This window comes from Streptomyces sp. NPDC101191, assembly GCF_044767915.1.
Taxonomy (GTDB): Bacteria; Actinomycetota; Actinomycetes; order Streptomycetales; family Streptomycetaceae; genus Streptomyces.
On sequence record NZ_JBIWOU010000002.1, the window covers coordinates 1,300,987 to 1,318,844 of the forward strand.

The window sequence follows — 17,858 nt, forward strand, 5'->3', positions numbered from 1 at the left end:
GGAACACCTCCCGAGCAGCAGAGTTGCGCGGGTGCATGGAACCCGAACCACTGTGACGCTGCTCGCCGGGGTGGCCATGGCCGCCCTCACGGGCTGTGTCGCGGTCGAACCGCCGCCGACGGCCCCCGCGCCCACCCCGGGCCGGGCCGCCGGCCCCGCCGGCCAGGACGTCGCGCCCCAGATCGTCCAGGGCCCCGCCCGCGAGGCCCTGGAGGCGGCGATGCCCGATCCGCCGGCCCCCGAACCCCGCGCGACCCCCGAGCGGCACGGTCCCGGCGGGGCCGACCCCGCCCGCCCGCACCGGACCGAGCGCCCGCGCCCGTCCGCCGTACCGCGGCAGCGGCCGTATCCGGACGTGGTCCTGCCCGTGCTGCCGAAGGTGCCCCGCGACCGGGCCGACGTGTGCGCGCTCGGCGAGTCCTACGGCGGCTGGAGCCCGGGCAGCGACCAGGCCCGGATCTGCCGGGGCACCTACGGGCGCTGACCGCGCAGCCGCAGCTCCAGGCGCTCGATGGCGGCCCGCACCCCGTTGCCGTACCCGTCGTCGTCCAGGCCCTCGGCGGCGAGACGGGCCCGGTCCAGATGGACCCGGGCCGCGTCGGGGCGGGCCAGCTTCACGTAGTCGGCGGCCAGGTTGAGGTGCAGCGAGGGGTACAGGGCACGCAGTGCCGCCGTGGAGTCGTGCAGGGCGAGCCGGTCCTCGTCGAGGCCCTCGGCGGCCGTCAGGGCGCGCAGGTCCCAGGCGAGCTCGACGTCGGGGTCGTCCTGGGCGTCGGCCATGTAGTGGGCGAGCGTGCAGCGGTGCAGCGGGTCGCCGTCCGGCCCGAGCTGGTCCCAGATCGCACCGAAGCGATTGCGGGCCTCTTCCCGGTCGCCGCCGTGGAGCAGCATCATCGCCTGCCCGATCCTGGTCATGACGGCGTCGTCCGACACCTGCTGCCCGGTCACTACGGCCTCCACGTGCTGGCTCCCCGGCCCCCGGTGCGAGGGACCGGATCCGACGCTAGCTCCCGCCGCGCCGGATCCGGGCGAGGCTCAGCCGAGGTCGGGGATGCGCCAGTCGATCGGCTCGTGCCCCTGGGCCGCGACGGCCTCGTCGATCTGGGTGAACGGGCGGGAGCCGAAGAACTTCTTCGCCGACAGCGGCGAGGGGTGCGCGCCCTTGACGACCACGTGCCGCTCCTCGTCGATGAGCGGGAGCTTCTTCTGGGCGTAGTTGCCCCACAGGACGAAGACCGCCGGGTCGGGGCGGGAGGCGACGGCCGAGATCACCGCGTCGGTGAACTTCTCCCAGCCCTTGCCCTTGTGCGAGTTGGCCTCGCCGGCCCGGACCGTGAGGACCGCGTTGAGCAGCAGCACGCCCTGCTCGGCCCACGGCATCAGATAGCCGTTGTCGGGGATGTCGTGGCCGAGCTCGGCCTGCATCTCCTTGTAGATGTTGCGCAGCGAGGGCGGGGTCCTGACGCCCGGCCGGACCGAGAAGCACAGTCCGTGCCCCTGACCCTCGCCGTGGTACGGGTCCTGGCCGAGCACCAGGACCTTCACCTTGTCGAACGGGGTGGCGGCGAGGGCGGCGAAGACCTCGTCGCGCGGGGGGTAGACCGGCCCCTTCGCCCGCTCCTCCTCGACGAACTCGGTGAGCTGCTTGAAGTAGGGCTTCTGCAGCTCCTCGCCGAGGACGCCGCGCCAGGACTCGGGCAGCATGTCGGTGTCGGTCACGTCAACAACCTCCGGTGGGCTTTCGTATTACTCCGAACGAGAACCTACCGGGGGCCACTGACAACGCCGTCCGCCGCCCGGGTCCCGCGCCCGCTACCAGCTGGTGCGACGCTGGAGCTCCCACATCTGCATGACGGTCTGCGGGTCGAGCGCCCGCTCACCGCCGGCGATGTCCTCGCTCGCGGCGATGTAGAGCTTGCCCTGCCACAGGGGTAGCAGCCGCACGTCCTGGACCATGATCTCCTGCGCCTCGGAGAACTCGTCCGTGACGGACGCACGGTCGCTCTCCCGCCGGGACTTGGGGATCAGCTCGTCCGTGATCCGGGGGCTGACGTACGGGGTGCCGAGGACGTTCTCCTTGCCCACGAACGGGGCGATGAAGTTGTCCGGGTCCGGGAAGTCGGGGAACCAGCCGCGGCCGAAGACCGGGTACTCGCCCTTCTGGTAGCCCGCCTGGAACTCCTTCCACGGCTTGCCGTGCAGGGTGACCTCGAAGAGCCCGGACTCCTCCAGCTGGCGCTTCAGCTCGGCGAACTCGGGCGCGGTCGAGGAGCCGTACCGGTCCGTGGTGTACCAGAAGTCGAGCTTGACCGGCTTCTTGATGCCGGCGGAGCGCAGGATGGACCTGGCCTTGGCCGGGTCCGGCTTCCCGAAGCGGTCGAAGAACTTCGTGGTGTGGCCCGCGATGCCCTTGGGGACCATCGAGTACAGCGGCTCGGCGGTGCCCTGGTAGACCTTGTTGACCAGCTCGTCGCGGTTGACGAGCTGCGCGATGGCCTTGCGGACGGGCAGCCTCGAGACGGAGTCGTCCTTGGAGTTGAAGACCAGGTAGCGGATGTCGGCGCCGGTGGACTCGACGAGCTGGAGGCCCTGGTTCTCCGGCTTGTCGCTCTGGAGGTCGACGACCTCGGCAGCGGTCAGACCGCGGTAGGTGGCGTCGATGTCCTTCTTCTTCAGGGCCGCGACCATCGCCTCGGACTCCTTGAAGTACCGGATGGTCACGCCGCCGTTCTTGCGGTCGGCGAAGCCCTTGTAGCTCGGGTTGCGGGTCAGCTCGGCCTTGTCGTTCTCGGCGTACGAGTCGAGCACGTACGGGCCGGATCCGAGCAGCTTGCCGTCCTCGCGGAGCTTGTCCGCCGGGTACTCGGCCGGGTCGACGATCGACATGGCCGGGGTGGCGAGGATGAAGGGGAAGGTCGCGTCCGGCTTGTTGAGCCGGAAGACCACGGTGCGGGGGTCGACGACCTCGATCTTGTCGAGCGAGCCCAGCATGCCGTTGGGGCCGCCCTTGTGGTTGATCGTGCGGATCCGCTCGATCGAGTACTTCACGGCCTCGGCGTCCAGCTTGTGCCCGTTCGAGAAGGTGATCCCGTCATGGATCTGGCACTCGAAGACACGGCTGGAGGAACCTTGCTTGAACTGGCAGTCCGCGGCGTCCGGCTGCGGACTCGTACTGCCGGTCGGGAAACTCACGAGCGTCTGGAAGACATTCCGGAAAAGCTCCCAGGAATTGTCCCAGGCGGCTGCCGGATCGAGGGTCGTGGGAGAACTCGTCGTCCCTACGACGATTCTCTGTTCCGCTGCGGATTCACCGTCCGAAAACACACTGCATCCGGACAGGAGGGATATGGACGCAAGGGCTGCAGCGGCCTGCAGACTGGTCCGGTTGAACACGTGCACGCTCCTCGTTCAGCCTGGGATCGGCAGACGATACCGCAGCGCCCCGCCAGGTCAATGGTCCGCCCGGGCGGGGCACTCGAGGCATTCGTCGTATAACCGGGGCCAAACCGGTCAATAAATCAGGGAAGTGTCCGGATACCGGTCACCCGACACCGGCGTTCAGGAAAATCCCGCCGTCGACGACCAGGGTCTGCCCGGTGATCCAGTCCGACTGGGACGACGTGAGGAACGCGGCCGCGCCGCCGATGTCCGACGGCTCGCCGAGCCGGCCGAGCGGGTACGGGGCGGCCGCCTCGGCCTCCCGTCCCTCGTAGAGCGCGGCGGCGAACTTCGTCTTCACGACGGCCGGCGCGATCGCGTTGACCCGGACCATCGGCGCGAACTCGTGCGCCAGCTGGAGGGTCAGGTTGATCATGGCCGCCTTGCTCATTCCGTACGCGCCGATGAACGGCGACGCGGAGATGCCGGCGACCGAGGCGATGTTCACGATCGCCCCGCCGTGCTCCTTCTGCCACGCCCGGTAGGTCTGCTGGGCGAAGCCGAGCGCCGAGACCACGTTGGTCTCGAAGACCTTGCGGGCCACCCCCAGGTCGAGCTCGGCGATGGGGCCGAAGACCGGGTTGGTGCCGGCGTTGTTCACCAGGTAGTCGACCCGGCCGAAGGCCTCCATGGTGGCCTCGACCGCAGCGGCCTGGTGGGCCTCGTCGTGGGCCTTGCCGGGCACCGCGACGACCCGGTCGGCGCCGAGGCGCTCCACGGCCTCCTTGAGGGCCTCCTCGCCCCTTCCGGTGATGCACACCCGGTCGCCGCGGGCCACGAGGGCCTCGGCGACTCCGTAGCCGATGCCCCGGCTCGCGCCGGTGACGAGGGCGACCTTGCCCGAGAGCTCGGGCAGCTCCTTCGCGCTCATGTGTGTGAACTCCTCCGTGCCGCGAGTCAGTTGAGCGGGCCGCCGGCCACGTACAGGACCTGGCCGGAGACGAAGCCGGCGTCGTCGCCCGTGAAGAAGGCGATGGCGTTGGCGATGTCGTCCGGCTTGCCGACGCGCTGCACCGGGATCATGGTGGCGGCGGCGGCCTGGAACTCCTCGAAGCCCATGCCGACGCGCTCGGCGGTCTGCGCGGTCATCTCGGTGACGATGAAGCCCGGGGCGACGGCGTTGGCGGTGATGCCGAACTTGCCGAGCTCCTTGGCGAGGGTCTTCGTGAAGCCCTGCAGGCCGGCCTTGACGGCGGAGTAGTTGGCCTGGCCGCGGTTGCCGAGGGCGGAGGAGGAGGACAGCGAGACGATCCGGCCGAAGCCCGCGTCCACCATGTGCTTCTGACAGGCCTTGGCCATCAGGAACGCGCCCTTGAGGTGCACGTTCATCACGAGGTCCCAGTCGGCCTCGGACATCTTGAAGAGCAGGTTGTCGCGGAGCACACCCGCGTTGTTGACGAGGATCGTCGGGGCGCCGAGCTCGGCGGCGACCCGGGCGATCGCGGCCTCCACCTGGGCGCTGTCGGAGACGTCGCAGCCGACGGCGAGCGCGGTGCCGCCGGCGGCGGTGATCTTCTCGACGGTGTCCTTGCAGGCCGCCTCGTCGAGGTCGAGTACGGCGACGGCGCGGCCCTCGGCCGCGAGCCGGATCGCGGTGGCGGCTCCGATGCCCCGCGCCGCACCCGTGACGACGGCTACGCGCTGCTCGGTGGTGGACATGCTGGTTCTCCTCGCCCTTGGTTCGTCCCTGGATACGGTCCGTACCCCGCGCGCCGCCCGTTCTCCCGGACACCCGCCCTTCCGGAGATGAGCGACCGCTTAGTATCGACCGCAGACGAGACGCTAGAAGCCCTGGCACCCGGTGTCAACGGCCCACCGGGTGCACCGGGTCACTCAGCGCACGAGAAGCTCGAGCAGGCGTTCCACCTCGGCCCCGGGATCGGTCGTCAGACCGGTGTGCACGGGGCCGGGCTGCACCACCGTCGAGCGGGGCGCGATCAGCCAGCGGAAGCGCCGTCCCGCGTCGTCGCCCGCGGCCTGCCCCGCGGCCTCGCCGCCCGTGCAGACCCCCTCGACCGCGTGCAGCGCGGCCCGCACGCCGGCGACGTCCGCCCGGGGGTCCAGCGCGGCCAGCTTGGCCTCGTCGAGGTGGGTGCGGGCGGCCACGAAGGACCGGGCGCGGCAGTAGACGACCACGCCGGCGTTGAAGCACTCACCGCGCTCGACGCGGGGCACGACCCGCAGCAGCGCGTACTCGAAGACATCGCGGTCGGTCACGTGGTGCTGTCCTTCTCGGTGGCGTCCTGGGCGGCCTGCGGCCGGGGGGCGAGGCGTTCGGCGAGCCAGCCGGGCGGCTGCTGGGGGCGCCGGTCGGAGCGCGGTCCGAGGGTGATCCGCTCGTGGATGGTCGCGGCGCGCGGCACCAGGGCCTCCACGTAGGCGGCCCGCAGCTCGTCGGTGCTCGCGAAGCCGGGCTCGTCGACCAGCCACTCGTCGGGCACCTCGGCCGCGACCTCGGTGAGCAGTTCCCTGGTGACCAGCGGGGCGAGCTCCGCGGCCGCCGCGGCGACGTCCGGCGAGAACCGCGCGAGGGCGTGGTCGGAGGCGTCGTAGGGCTTGGCCGCGGAGGCCTGGGCGCCGGGCCAGTTGTGGTGCCAGATCATGGTGGCGCCGTGGTCGATGAGCCACAGGTCGCCGTGCCAGACCAGCATGTTCGGATTGCGCCAGGACCGGTCGACGTTGTTGATCACCGCGTCGAACCAGACGACCCGGCCGGCCTCCTTCGGGTCGACCTCGTAGGCGAGCGGGTCGAAGCCGAGCGAGCCCGGCAGGAAGTCCATGCCGAGGTTGAGGCCGCCGCTCGCCTTGAGCAGCTCCTGCACCTCCTGGTCGGGCTCGGAGAGCCCGATGACGGGGTCGAGCTGGATGGTGACGAGCTCCGGCACCCTCAGCCCGAGGCGACGGGCCAGCTGCCCGCAGATCACCTCGGCGACGAGGGTCTTGCGGCCCTGACCGGCGCCGGTGAACTTCATGACGTACGTGCCGTAATCGTCGGCCTCGACGATCCCGGGGAGCGAGCCACCCTCACGCAGGGGCGTGACATAGCGGGTCGCTACGACCTCTTCCAACACTTTCCCAGGCCACCCATCTCTTCAGCCTTACCATCCACGGACGACTTCTCCGGAGCGCAGAGGCAGGAGTCACGGGTCAACGGCGATGGGGATGGTCCGGGGACTTTCGGCCGGCGCGCCGGTCTCCCCGCTCCCCAAGCGGACCGTCGATGGTGCCGCGCCCCTTGCTGCCGGCTTCCGGCATGAAGTGAGCATAGTAACCGAGGGTGATCGCCGGCGAGGGATGTCCGGGCCGCCGCTGCCGGAGCGTGGGCACGGCGAAGCCGGGATCGCCGAGCCGCGTCATGTGCGCGGCGTCGTCCGTGTCTTCAAAGAACCCGGTGCTCCCCAGGCCCGGCGCCGAGGGCACCACCGGTGGACCCGGGACTGCCCTCGGGTACCTGTGTGCGGCGACCGGGGCTGAGGTAGGCATCAGGGAGAGTGGCGGTGAGGTCGGCCCGGAGGGGGTCTGGTGCACGCGAAAGCCAGGGGGCGGGGCGGGGCGCCCGGCGAACGGGCGGCCGGTGACGAGCGTACGGGTCAGGGCCAGGAGGCCAGGGCAGTCGGGCCCGCCGTGCCAGGACCGGGTGTCGTGTCCCCCAGCCGGGCCGGCGCGCTGCAGGCGGCCATCGGGAACGCGGCCGTCGCACGGGCGGTGCAGCGCGAGCGGCACACGCACGACGCGGACTGCGGCCACGGCCAGGCCCCGAGCCCCGGCCAGGACGCCGCGCCGCGTTCCCTCGTCCCCGACGTGCTCCGGCGGCCCGGGCGGCCGCTCGCCGAGCCGCTCCGGCGGGAGATGGAGAGCCGGCTCGGCGCGGACTTCTCCGACGTACGCGTCCACACGGGAGCGACGGCCCAACGGTCCGCGGCCGAGATCGGGGCGCGGGCCTACACCTCCGGAAGCAATGTGGTCATCGGCTCCGGCGGCGCCGACAAGCACACCCTGGCGCACGAGTTGACGCATGTGGTCCAGCAGCGCAGCGGACCCGTGTCCGGTACGGACAACGGGGCCGGGCTCGCACTCTCCGACCCGTCGGACGCCTTCGAGCGGGCGGCGGAGGCGAACGCGCGGCGGGTGATGGCCGGCCCGCCGGTCCAACGGGCCACGGAGCAGCGGGAGTCCACGGAGCCGGGGCGGCCCGGCCGGGCGGGCGACGGCGCACCCGTACAGCGCATGCTGGGCTTCGAGACCGAGGTCAGCCTGCCCGTACAGGACTCGGCAGGGCACAACTACCCGGGTGACACCGACCTGGCCCAGAGCACGAAGGAGGACTTCAAGGTCGTCTCCGACAAACGGCTCCTGGGGGCGGGCAGGAGGGGCACGTACTCGAACATCGAGTTCGTGACCGGGGCGGTCAAGGTGGTCGGCCCGCAGAGCGAGTCCGGCCGGGAGCGGCTGGTCCGGCTGGTCGACGAGATCAGGCGGGTCCGTGAGGGATTCTACGCCGCCACGGACCGGACACCGCTGGCGGGCATGCCTCTGGACCTGCAGATCCTTCCGGCGGGAGCGGACGCCCGGGTCGCGCCGGGCGTGGGCTACCCCGAGGAGGCGGGCTCGTCCGGCAACGGTGACGGACTGTTCGTGCACTACTCGGTCGGTGTCCCGCTGCGGGGCATGCCGCTGTTCTTCGACCACCTGCGGGAGGCCGCGCCCGACGTGCGGGGGGCGCCGAGCCGCCGGGCACGATTCCGGCTTTCGCAAGCGCGGGACTTCGCCGACGACATCGTGAAGCTGTACGAGGACAACAAGGCGCAGTACGCCTCGAAGAAGCGCAAGCGTGAGGTGGAGACGGACGAACTCGACGGCTACGCCCAGCTGTTCTTCATGCAGATCGCGGCGGTGGCCGACTACCTCGCGGAGGCCGAGGACTCCGGCCAGATCAAGAACCTGACCGCCGTCCTCTCCCGATCCCGGCTCTCGGACGTGCGCGCGCTGCTCGCCGAGGAGTTCCGCGACTTCCTGACGGGCACGGCCGAGGAGGTCGTCGACGTCCTGGCCCGCTATCAGGAGAAACCGGGGCAGGGTGACCACGAACTCGAGTTCCGGGAACAGGCGACCCGCGAGATCGACGGAAACCCGGTGTCGCTCATCGACTTCGCCCGGTCGGCGATCCACGGGGACACCCAGGTGGACCAGCAGAGCGTGTTCGGCGGCATGAACCAGATCGCCCCGCACAAGGAGGCGGGCTCGACGATGGTGCCGTTCGAGATCCGCACGATGGGTTCCAACAAGAAGACCTGGGACGAGTTGAAGACGGAGCTGGACAGTCTCGCCCGGTGGGCCGAGGAGGCGTATCGGCACGACCGGGGTCAGAGCAATCCGTCCAGCCGGGCCCGCGGCGGCGCCGGCGGCGGATCCGGCACCGGTTCCGGCACCGCCTGATCGACGGCCGGTCCTCCTCCGTCTTCCCCCGGCTCTGCCCGAACGGGCATGGCCGGGGGGCCGGGCCACTGGTAGGCAGGAGGGCGTCCCACCGCGTCTCCCGGGAGGCAGACCCCATGCGCAGCCCCGCTCACCGCAAGGCCTCGGCCGATGCCGCCAAGGACGGCCCCGCCCGGTCCCGGCAGCCCGGCCGGGCCGAGGAGCGGCCCGCTGCCGCGCCGCCGGTCACGAACCCTGCGGCAGGCACTCTTCCGGCGCTCCAGCGGGCCGTCGGCAACGCGGCGGTGACCCGCATGCTCGCCGCCGGCCGCGCCGCCGCGTCCCGGGGTGAGGCTCAGGACGAGGCCGCGCCGGTGCAGCGTTCCGCGGCGCACCAGGTGCTCCGGACACCGGGACGGCCGCTCGACGCGTCCGTGCGCACGGAGATGGAGGACCGGCTCGGAGCCGACTTCGGCGACGTACGGGTGCACACCGACCCGGTCGCCCAGCGCTCCGCCGACGAGCTGGGCGCCCGAGCGTACACCTCGGGGAACCATGTGGTGCTCACCGACGGCGGGAAGGACAAGCACACCCTCGCCCATGAGCTGACGCATGTGATCCAGCAACGGCAGGGACCGGTGGCGGGGACGGACACGGGCCACGGACTGCGGGTCAGCGACCCCGGCGACAGGTTCGAGCGGGCGGCCGAGGCGAACGCTCGGCGGGTGATGTCCGGACCGGCCGGCCGCCGCGCCACGGACGGGCACGATCACGGCTCCCCCACCGGAACCGGGCCGTCGGCCGGGTCAGGAGGCGTCGTACAGCGCAAGGGCCACGAGGAGCTGGGCAAGTCGCTGCCGGCCACGGCCGAGCCGACGAGTGGCGGAGGCCTGTTCGGGCGGGTCAAGGCGTCGCTGAACCGCTCCCAGCCGACCGCGAGCGGCCCGCTCGTGACCGAGGTGCGCAACGCCATCAAGGCGTACGACGAGGATCCCCACCGCGACGCGATGCACTGTCTGATGGCACTGACGCAGCTCCAGCACCTGATCGCCCCGGAGGTGGAGGACGCGAACGGCCCGAACGCGGAGTTCCTGACCGCGGCCCTGACCGCCGTCGAGAGCGAACTCCAGGTCGTGCGCGGCCAGATCAGCCGGGACGACAGCCTGCCGGACGCCGCCCGGGAGCCGTTCCGCGCGATGACGGACCAGGGCATGCTCTGGCAGCGCGAGGAGTGGGCCGACAGCGCGGCCGCGTTCAGCATGCGCGGGGCGAGCTACTTCCGCGAGCTGTCCGAGCTCAACCTGGCCGGCATGAACAAGGAGGTCGCCCCGAAGAAGGACGAGGCCTGGGTGACCGACGTACGGACCAAGCTAGGGACGGCGCTGCGGCAGAGCGTGCTCGCCCACTACACGGCCAGGGAGCGGGCCGAACAGATGCTCGCCCAGGGGCACATGAAGTCCAAGACCGAGCTGCTCCGGGCGAATCCCGACGCGCCGAACAACTCGGAGGCGTACGACAAGCACGTCCTGGCCAACGAGGGCTTCGTCTTCTTCTTCCTGGAGTACCCGGGCAGCCCGTTCCGCGAGACCCGGTTCGGCGGCTCGGAGCCGGCCCGCATCGAGATCCCGCTGGCCGGCTCCCCTCTGATGACCCAGGGCTGGCTGATGCTCAGCGACTTCGCCCAGCGCGAGTACCCGACGGTGCGGGCGCAGCCCTCCGATCCGGCGCGGACGCAGAGCCGGCTGGGCACCCGGGAGGACCAGTTCTCGCCGGAGTTCACACTGCCGGTCCGGAAGTTCGACGTGGGGGCGACGGCCGCCGCCGACAAGATGGACCACTCGCGGATGATGGACGAGATGGAGAACGAGTCGGACCCGGAGCGTCGCGGACAGATCCCGTTCGTGATGACGCAGGCACTGGCGGACGAGTTCAGCACCATGACGTACGGGGGCGGGGCGCACGCCCAGGTCCACGAGGAGCGGCTGCGGTCCAACACGCTGATGGGCGCGGACATCGTGCCCGGCCTCGTGGAGCGGGGGATCGTGGAGATCCTTCGGCTGGAGCCGGTCAATCCGGAGCTCGCCGCCCGGCTCAAGGCCATGTCCGGCGAGGAGCTGATGAGGTACCTGCTCAAGGACCTGCTGCGGCCGCAGGCGATGCTGCCGAACACGGTCGATCTCGGCTCGGCCAGGGTCGTGCTGCGCTCGGGGCAGCAGCTGCCGGTGCCGGTGTCCTGACAGGTCCGGCAGGTCCGACGGGTCTGGCAGGTCCGACGGGTCTGCCAGACCTGGCGGGTCCGGCGGGCCTGGCAGGCCTGACAGGTCCAGCGGGTCGGGCGGGTCGGGCGGGTCCGGCGGCGGGCATTGCGGGCGTCCAGTTGCGACCGGCCTCACAGGCCTGACGAGCCTGCCGGGTCGGGGCGGTGGAGGAAGGGTGTGATCCGGTCTTTCTGCCCCGCCCGTCGGACGCGAAACGGCGGACCGTAGTTCGCCGTTTTGCCCACTTTCACATGCGAAAACCTGTCCGGAATCCGGACATCTCCTCGTCACTCAGGGTCGTCACCTTCCGGACAGCGCGGCCCCGCGCGGTTTGCACCTCCACGGATCTCACCGAGGATGGTCCGTACCACCGGATCACCTGAGGTCGCTGAGCACTCCGCTCACGTTCAGGACCTCGTGGCACTTCTGCGCCTGCCGCCCGGTGGCGGGGGTGCCCGGCTTCGCGCAGGTCACCTGGATGGTCACGGTCTGGTTCTCGGCGATCCTGATGGGGGTGACCCAGTGGTAGTCCTGGTTGCGGAAGGTCTCCAGGGCGATCGTCGTGATCTTCCGCTCGCCGAAGGCGATGGTCATCACGCCCTCGTCTCCCTGGAAGTTGGCGACCACGATGTCCGTGATGTCGAACGCCTTGTCCTTCGGCACCGTGTAGGTGCCGGTCTCGGTCCGGCCGCCGGAGGTCTCCAGGTCGATCGTGGTCGAGCCCTGCTGCCCGCCGCCGGAGCTGCCGCCAGGTCCCGTGCCCTCGCCGGAGCCGTTCCCGCCCGTACCCTTCCCGGTGCCGCCGGGCCGCTTGCCGTCGCCGGTCCCCGTGGACGGCGTTGTGCTCGGCTCGGCACTGGGGGCCGGCCGCTTCTGGACGAGTTCGTCGGCGGCCTCCTTGGCGGTGCTGCGCACCGCCGGGCGCACCAGCGCGAACCAGGCGAGCAGCAGCGCGAGCAGCGCCGCCAGGACCACGAGCAGCCACCTCGGGAAGATCGGGATCTGGACGAACTCCGCGTCCAGCGGCGACCGGACCAGGGTCGGGTGCTCAGTCTCCTCGGCGTCCCGCTCCTCGGTCACGTCCACCGTGAAGGGCCACGTGACCGGCGTTCCGAACCAGACCGGCCGGCCCGTCCGGACGCGCAGCCCCACCTCGGCGGACTCCCCGGGCTCGAGCGCCTGGGCGGTGGGCCGGAAGTCGAACTTCAGCTCCTCGCCGGGCTGTCCCGCCGTGAAGCCCAGCCGTACAGGCGCGTTGCCCTCGTTGCGCACCGCGAGCCGGTAGCGCCCGCGGAGCCAGCCGCGGCGGCGTCGCGGGGCGACGGCGGTGCGCAGTTCCCGGAACTCCTCGACATGGACCACGGTCTCGGGGACCCGGACGGCGTCGGGGTGCTCGGTGGGCAGCACACGTACGGCGAGGGGCATGTCGCCGGCCCGTACCTGCGAGGAGCGCGGCGGCGCGAGCCGGATCGTCACCGTCTCGGAGGTGCCCGGATACAGGGAGACCCGCTCGGGTTCCACCGTCGTCCAGGCGGCGCAGTCGCCGACCACCTCCAGGCCGTACGCCTCGACGATGTCGCCGTCGTTGCGCACGGTCAGGCTGGTGATCGCGGTGCCGCCCGGCGTCACCGACACCCGCGGGATGTCGAGCGCGGGCGTGCCAGGGCTGGAAGAGGCTGCTGGGGACGTCACCCCCCGACGCTATCGACGGCGCCGCGGGCGCCGCGACGGTCAGGAGGGCAACGCACCGGGCAACGGTGCTGCCTCGTCGGGCAGTTGGCCGCGTGAGCCGATTCCGCGCGCCGGAACTCTCCTGCCCCGTTCCGCATCTCCCCATCCCCCACATGTCTTCACGAACAGGAAAAGCAGATGACGCAGGGTCAGCAGAACGACATCACCTCCTCGTCCGGTACCGTCCCGCCGCCCCGATCGGGGCGGCGGGTCTCGGTGGCGGTGTACGCCGCCGATCCGGTGCTGCACGTCGGGGTGGTCCATCAGCTGCGCCAGCGCCCCGAGATAGAACTCGTCGACGAGGGGCGCCCGGAGGGCGCGCAGGTCTCGCTGGTGGCCGTGGACAGTGTGGACGACGAGACCGTGGCGCTGCTGCGGCGGCTCCGGCAGGACTCGCGTACCTCCACCGGCCTGGTGGTCGGCACCTTCGAGTCCGGGGACGCCCTGCAGCGGGCCATCGAGTGCGGGGTCACGGCGGTGCTGCGGCGCGCCGAGGCGGACCAGGACCGGCTGTTACGGCTGGTGCTCGCGATGGCGAAGGGCGAGGGCGTGCTTCCGGGCGACCTTGTCGCCCGTCTGATGCACCATGTCGGCAGCCTGCAGCGCGCGGCGCTCGACCCGCACGCCTCGTCGCTCTCCACGCTCACCGCGCGCGAGGCGGACATGCTGCGGCTGGTGTCGGAGGGCCTGGACACCGCGGAGATCGCGCGGAAGACCTCGTACTCCGAACGGACCGTCAAGAACGTGCTGCACGAAGTGATCACGCGGCTGCAGCTGCGCAACCGCACCCACGCGGTCGGCTTCGCCCTGCGCCACGGCCTGATCTGAGCGACGCCCAGGCCGGCCGCAGGGGGCCGACTGCCCGAAAGCGCAGGGCGCGCTTCCCCCGGGTGCGGCCCCCTGGCCCTGCCCGGGCGGCCCGCGGACCGGCAGGGTGGCCGGGTTGCACGTGGAGTCGTGCGTGGAGTCGTACGTCGCGTCGTATGTGGCGTCGTACGTGCGGTTCACGTCAGTCGTACGCCGCGTCGTACGCGAACGGAAACGCACCGGACTGTGAGGTGGACCCTGATGAGCATGGGTGGCTCCGGTGGCCGGCGGTACCGCTGGGGAAAGGTCGCGGCACCGCTGCTGCTGTTGGTCCCTCTCCTCGCGGTGACGGCGGCCTCCGCCCCGGACGAGGCCCAGGCGGGCCCTCGGGCGACCGCGGCCGGTGAGGGCCGGATCGCCTTCGCCGGTACCCGGCACCGCAGCATCGGCCGGGTGGCGACGGACACCTCCAGCACGCCCCTGTTCGGGCCGGGCCCGGCCCATCAGGACGTGCAACCCGCCGCGCTCGGATCCCAGTTGGTGTTCGCGAGCCGCCGAGACGAGCGGACCCCGCAGATCTATCTGCGGACCGCCGACGGAGCGGTGCACCGGCTGACCAGCGGTCTCGACGCGGCGAACCCCCGGCTGACCCCGGACGGCCGCGCGGTCGTCTTCGACGCGGCCAGGACCGACGGCGGGCAGCGCGACATCTGGCGCATCGGCACGGACGGCGCCGGGCTCACCCGGCTGACCCGGACACCGGCGAACGAGGTGCACCCCACCGTCTCGCCGGAGGGCGGGCGCCTCGCGTACGTGAGCGACGCCGACCCGCTGGTCGGCCGGCAGGTGTACGTGCGCCCGCTGGGCGGCGGCGCCGCCAGGCTGGTCAGCGATCCCGCCGACGGCACCGCCTCCGAGCCGGTCTGGAACCCGGTGGACGACGCGGAGAACCGGGATGTCGTCGCGTACACGGCGACCGGCCCCGGCGGCCCCCGGCTGAAGTGGACCGACGGGGTCAATAAGGGGCAGCTCCTGTCGGGCGCGCAGGCGCGGTGGCGGACCCACGGGGCAGCCTGGTTGCCCGACGGGGACGGGGTGCTGTTCCTCAGCCCGGACCGCACCTGTGAGTGCAAGGGCGACTGGAACCACGTCTTCCAGGTGCCCGCGCACTCGGAGGCCACCCCGGAACTGGTGCTCAGCGAGGACCGTGAGGTCAGCGAGGTCACCTGGCTCGGACCGCGCGACGGCGGCGGCATGGTCGTCGAGCGCACCACGGCGGCCGGGCCGCACGTGGTCACCCTGCAGGACGCCCGGCCGGACGGCGCCGATCCGCGCGACCTCGGCCTGACGATCCTCAAGGAGGACCCGGCCGCCGACACCAACACCGATCCGGCCAAGGACCCGCTGTTCCAGCCGGCGGACGGCTCCGATCCGTGGACCGAGCGGCAGAACTACACCCCCGACGGCCGGCGGATCGTCGTGACCCGCTTCGAGGACGCCCCCGGGGGACGGATCGAGCGGATCTGGATGGTGGACGCGGACGGCGCGAACGCGGCGCCGCTGTCGCTCGCCGGGCGCGGCCCCGGGGACTGGGACACCGACCCGACGTTCTCGCCGGACGGGCGGCTCCTGGCCTTCACCCGCACCTCGCCCGCCGGGGCCGGCGGGGCCGCCAGGCCCACCCGCATCCTGATCGCGGACGTCGCCACGGGCGCGATCCGCGGCGAGCTCGTCCCGCCGACGGGTCAGCCGCAGGGCGGGGACGCCCAGCCGACCTGGTCCTCCGACGGCACCACCCTGGCCTTCACCCGCAACCTGGTGATCAACGGCAACGGCGGCAACAAGCACGTCTGGACCGTGCGCGTGGACCGTCTCGACCGGCAGCGCGACCTGAGCGCCGAGATCTGCCCGGGTGACTGCGCGGTCATCGACGACAGCCCGGCGTTCTCACCGGACGGCACCACCATCGCCCTCAACCGCAAGAGCGGCGGCGGCCGCCTCGACGAGCGCAACGGCATCGTCCTCACCTCCCTCACCGGCGACACCTGCCGGGTGCTGCTGCCCCGGGCCGCGCGTGACGTGCCGGGCGCCTGCAAGCGGGAACTGCCCGAGAACCCGGGCCCGTTCCAGCCCCGGGACGCCGCCTGGACGGCCGACGCCAAGAGCCTGGTCGTCAGCGTCAGGCCGAATCGGGCGCCCAACAGCCCCGAGAAGCTGAAGAGGGTGGACGTCGCCACCGGCGAACTCGTCTCGATCACGCTCGACCTGCCGGGCCGCCAGAAGGAACCCGCCGTCCAGCAGTCCGTCGACCTCGCGGTCGAGGCACCCGCGACGACGACGCCGGTTACCGCAGGCGAGACCGGGACCGTCCAGGTGAACGTCGTCAACCGCGGCCCGGCGGCCTCGCCCGGCACCCGGCTGACCGTCGCACCGCCCACGGGCCTGACCGTCACCGCCCTCACCGCGCCCGGCGCCACCTGCGATCCGGCCGCCCTGACCTGTGCCCTCGGCATCGTGCCACCGGGCACCACGGTGCCGGTCACCGTCACCCTCACCGGGCTCGACCCGGGCGACCAGCCGGTGGACTGGACCGTGACCGGCACCGTCCTCGACCCCAACCCGAGCGACAACACGGGCCGGACGCTGGTCCCGGTGCGCGAGGCGCCCGAACCGACGCCGACCCCGACCACCCCGGCGCCCTCCACACCCACGCCCCCGAAGCCGACCCCGCCCCCGCCGCCCGCCCCACTCGCGGGCCCCGGTGTGCGGGTCAGCGCCCAGCCCGAGCCGGGTTACGTCGGCGGCCGCGTCGTCGTCACGTACACCGTCCGCAACGGCCGGGACGCCCTCGCCACCGGACTGCGGCTGAGCGTCGGCCTGCCCTCGGGCATCCCGCACGACGGGCCGCCGCCCGGCTGCGACGCCTCCTGGTCCTGCGCGCTGCCGGACCTGGCTCCCGGCGCCCGCGCCGTCGTCCAGGTCGTCCTGCGGCCCGACCGCGCGCTCACCGGACGCGTCACCGGCCGACTCACCACGAGCGGCACGGACGCCGACCCGCGCGACAACACCGCCCAGCGGCGCGTCCGGATCCTCCAGCCGAGGATCGTCGCCGTGCCGCAGCTCGGCAAGCCCGGCTTCGTCACCTCGGTGCGGGGCAAGGACTTCCCGCCCGGCGTGCCCGTGAAGCTCACCTGGAAGCCCGGCATCACGGCCGCCGCGGCGCCGACCGTGCCGCGCCGGGACGGCACGTTCATCGGGCAGCTGCTCATCCTCACCAAGGACCAGACCGGCCCCCGGATCATCACCGCGAGCGGTCCGGGCTTCTCGCCGGTGACGACCGACTTCCTCGTGGTGAGCGGCACGGTGCAGCCGCCGGACACGGTGACGCGCCGATGATCCACGAGGTCGACGAGGGACTGCGGCGGCTGCTCGCCGAATCCGGGCTCGAGGCGTCGGGCGTCGAGGTCGTCTTCGACGCGCCGACGCGCGACTGGGCGGCGCGCCGCAGCGCGCCCACGGTCTGCGTGTTCCTGTACGACGTCCGCGAGGATCCCACGCGGCGCGGCAGCGGGGGCGGCGAGGTGTACGACGCGCAGGGCCAGGTCGTCGCGCGCCGCACCCCGCCGCGCTGGTTCGAACTCACCTATCTGGTGACCGCGTGGGCGGGCCGCCCCCAGGACGAGCACCGGCTGCTCTCCGAGGTGCTGTCCTGCCTCGTGGCCCACGACTCCGTGCCGCCGCGGCTGCTGGGCGGGACCCTCGCCGAACTCGGCCTGCTGGTCCCGCTCGACGTCGGAGGCACCGGCGCGGACGCCCCGGCGGCCTCCGAGGTGTGGTCGGCGCTCGGCGGCGAACTGCGGCCGTCGATCGGGCTGCGGGTCCTCACCCCGCTCGCCGGCGTCGCCCGGAACACCGCCCCGCCGGTCACCGAGGGCCTCGTCATGCGCTCCGGTCCCGGGCTGCGGCCGGCGTGGTCCGGGCCCGGGACGCGGCCGGGGGCGAGGGACGACGAGCCGGGCCACGACGCCGGCGGAAGCGACGGCGTCGGCGGAAGCGACGGCGGCACCGGCTCCAGCGACGAACAGCACCGGCTGCGGTACACCGAGCTGGCGGAGCCCGCGCCGGGCGAGGGCTTCGGCGCTCCCCGCGAGCGGCGCCCGGCACCGGCCCGCCGCCGCCGAGGAGGACGACAGCCTTGACCGGCACCGC

14 protein-coding genes are annotated in these 17,858 nt (G+C 72.4%); 6 read left to right on the top strand and 8 right to left on the bottom strand.

The window, feature by feature from the left end:
* Window positions 1-31: 31 nt before the first annotated feature.
* Entirely contained in the window at window positions 32-484 is a 453-nt protein-coding gene (locus tag ACIRQF_RS12705; protein WP_382482321.1) for a hypothetical protein, read from the top strand.
* On the opposite strand, the gene ACIRQF_RS12710 is transcribed toward ACIRQF_RS12705, so the two are convergent.
* The 7 genes from ACIRQF_RS12710 to ACIRQF_RS12740 all read right to left on the bottom strand — a co-directional run bounded on the left by ACIRQF_RS12710 (window position 472) and on the right by ACIRQF_RS12740 (window position 6,509).
* Window positions 472-915 carry a hypothetical protein gene (locus ACIRQF_RS12710; protein ID WP_376632011.1) on the bottom strand — a complete coding sequence of 148 codons (444 nt, stop codon included), beginning with the start codon at window positions 913-915 and terminating at the stop codon, window positions 472-474. The two genes, ACIRQF_RS12705 and ACIRQF_RS12710, sit on opposite strands and share 13 nt — an antisense overlap.
* A 120-nt stretch (window positions 916-1,035) precedes the next feature.
* On the bottom strand, window positions 1,036-1,719 hold the full coding sequence (gene ung, locus ACIRQF_RS12715) for a uracil-DNA glycosylase (RefSeq protein WP_376631820.1): 684 nt from the start codon (window positions 1,717-1,719) through the stop codon (window positions 1,036-1,038).
* Window positions 1,720-1,812: 93 nt separating this feature from the next.
* Window positions 1,813-3,393: an ABC transporter substrate-binding protein gene (locus ACIRQF_RS12720; RefSeq protein WP_404091548.1), complete on the bottom strand. Its 1,581-nt coding sequence runs from the start codon at window positions 3,391-3,393 to the stop codon at window positions 1,813-1,815.
* Between the two features lie 148 nt (window positions 3,394-3,541).
* Entirely contained in the window at window positions 3,542-4,309 is a 768-nt protein-coding gene (locus ACIRQF_RS12725; protein WP_376631824.1) for an SDR family oxidoreductase, read from the bottom strand.
* 26 nt (window positions 4,310-4,335) lie between these two features.
* On the bottom strand, window positions 4,336-5,097 hold the full coding sequence (gene fabG / locus ACIRQF_RS12730; protein ID WP_376631826.1) for a 3-oxoacyl-ACP reductase FabG: 762 nt from the start codon (window positions 5,095-5,097) through the stop codon (window positions 4,336-4,338).
* A gap of 174 nt (window positions 5,098-5,271) precedes the next feature.
* Complete coding sequence (locus ACIRQF_RS12735) at window positions 5,272-5,655, bottom strand: DUF3037 domain-containing protein (RefSeq protein WP_376631828.1); 384 nt, start codon at window positions 5,653-5,655, stop codon at window positions 5,272-5,274.
* Window positions 5,652-6,509, bottom strand: coding sequence for a HipA family kinase (locus tag ACIRQF_RS12740; RefSeq protein ID WP_404091552.1), 858 nt, complete (start codon window positions 6,507-6,509; stop codon window positions 5,652-5,654). The genes ACIRQF_RS12735 and ACIRQF_RS12740 overlap by 4 nt, the downstream gene beginning before the upstream one ends.
* A 571-nt stretch (window positions 6,510-7,080) precedes the next feature.
* Between ACIRQF_RS12740 and ACIRQF_RS12745 the strand changes: the two genes are divergently transcribed.
* Together ACIRQF_RS12745 and ACIRQF_RS12750 are read left to right on the top strand one after the other, a co-directional pair.
* Window positions 7,081-8,874, top strand: coding sequence for a DUF4157 domain-containing protein (locus ACIRQF_RS12745; protein ID WP_404091555.1), 1,794 nt, complete (start codon window positions 7,081-7,083; stop codon window positions 8,872-8,874).
* A gap of 116 nt (window positions 8,875-8,990) precedes the next feature.
* A complete protein-coding gene (locus tag ACIRQF_RS12750; RefSeq protein WP_404091557.1) occupies window positions 8,991-11,090 on the top strand; it encodes a DUF4157 domain-containing protein in 2,100 nt (699 codons plus the stop codon).
* 396 nt (window positions 11,091-11,486) lie between these two features.
* Here the strand turns inward: ACIRQF_RS12750 and ACIRQF_RS12755 are convergent, their stop codons facing one another.
* Complete coding sequence (locus ACIRQF_RS12755; protein ID WP_404091560.1) at window positions 11,487-12,803, bottom strand: hydrolytic protein; 1,317 nt, start codon at window positions 12,801-12,803, stop codon at window positions 11,487-11,489.
* Between the two features lie 177 nt (window positions 12,804-12,980).
* Between ACIRQF_RS12755 and ACIRQF_RS12760 the strand changes: the two genes are divergently transcribed.
* The 3 genes from ACIRQF_RS12760 to ACIRQF_RS12770 all read left to right on the top strand — a co-directional run bounded on the left by ACIRQF_RS12760 (window position 12,981) and on the right by ACIRQF_RS12770 (window position 17,848).
* On the top strand, window positions 12,981-13,670 hold the full coding sequence (locus tag ACIRQF_RS12760; protein WP_389752790.1) for a response regulator transcription factor: 690 nt from the start codon (window positions 12,981-12,983) through the stop codon (window positions 13,668-13,670).
* A 246-nt stretch (window positions 13,671-13,916) separates the two neighbouring features.
* Window positions 13,917-17,045 carry a hypothetical protein gene (locus tag ACIRQF_RS12765; protein WP_404091802.1) on the top strand — a complete coding sequence of 1,043 codons (3,129 nt, stop codon included), beginning with the start codon at window positions 13,917-13,919 and terminating at the stop codon, window positions 17,043-17,045.
* Entirely contained in the window at window positions 17,042-17,848 is an 807-nt protein-coding gene (locus ACIRQF_RS12770) for a DUF4255 domain-containing protein (protein ID WP_376631842.1), read from the top strand. The genes ACIRQF_RS12765 and ACIRQF_RS12770 overlap by 4 nt, the downstream gene beginning before the upstream one ends.
* The last annotated feature ends 10 nt before the right edge of the window (window positions 17,849-17,858 follow it).

Excerpts from the sequence above, each read along its gene's own strand:
- ACIRQF_RS12710 (WP_376632011.1), bottom strand. The coding sequence starts at position 915 with ATGACCAGGATCGGGCAGGCGATGATGCTGCTCCACGGCGGCGACCGG.
- ACIRQF_RS12725 (WP_376631824.1), bottom strand. The coding sequence starts at position 4,309 with ATGAGCGCGAAGGAGCTGCCCGAGCTCTCGGGCAAGGTCGCCCTCGTC.
- fabG (WP_376631826.1), bottom strand. The coding sequence starts at position 5,097 with ATGTCCACCACCGAGCAGCGCGTAGCCGTCGTCACGGGTGCGGCGCGG.
- ACIRQF_RS12750 (WP_404091557.1), top strand. The coding sequence starts at position 8,991 with ATGCGCAGCCCCGCTCACCGCAAGGCCTCGGCCGATGCCGCCAAGGAC.
- ACIRQF_RS12760 (WP_389752790.1), top strand. The coding sequence starts at position 12,981 with ATGACGCAGGGTCAGCAGAACGACATCACCTCCTCGTCCGGTACCGTC.
- ACIRQF_RS12765 (WP_404091802.1), top strand. The coding sequence starts at position 13,917 with ATGGGTGGCTCCGGTGGCCGGCGGTACCGCTGGGGAAAGGTCGCGGCA.
- ACIRQF_RS12770 (WP_376631842.1), top strand. The coding sequence starts at position 17,042 with ATGATCCACGAGGTCGACGAGGGACTGCGGCGGCTGCTCGCCGAATCC.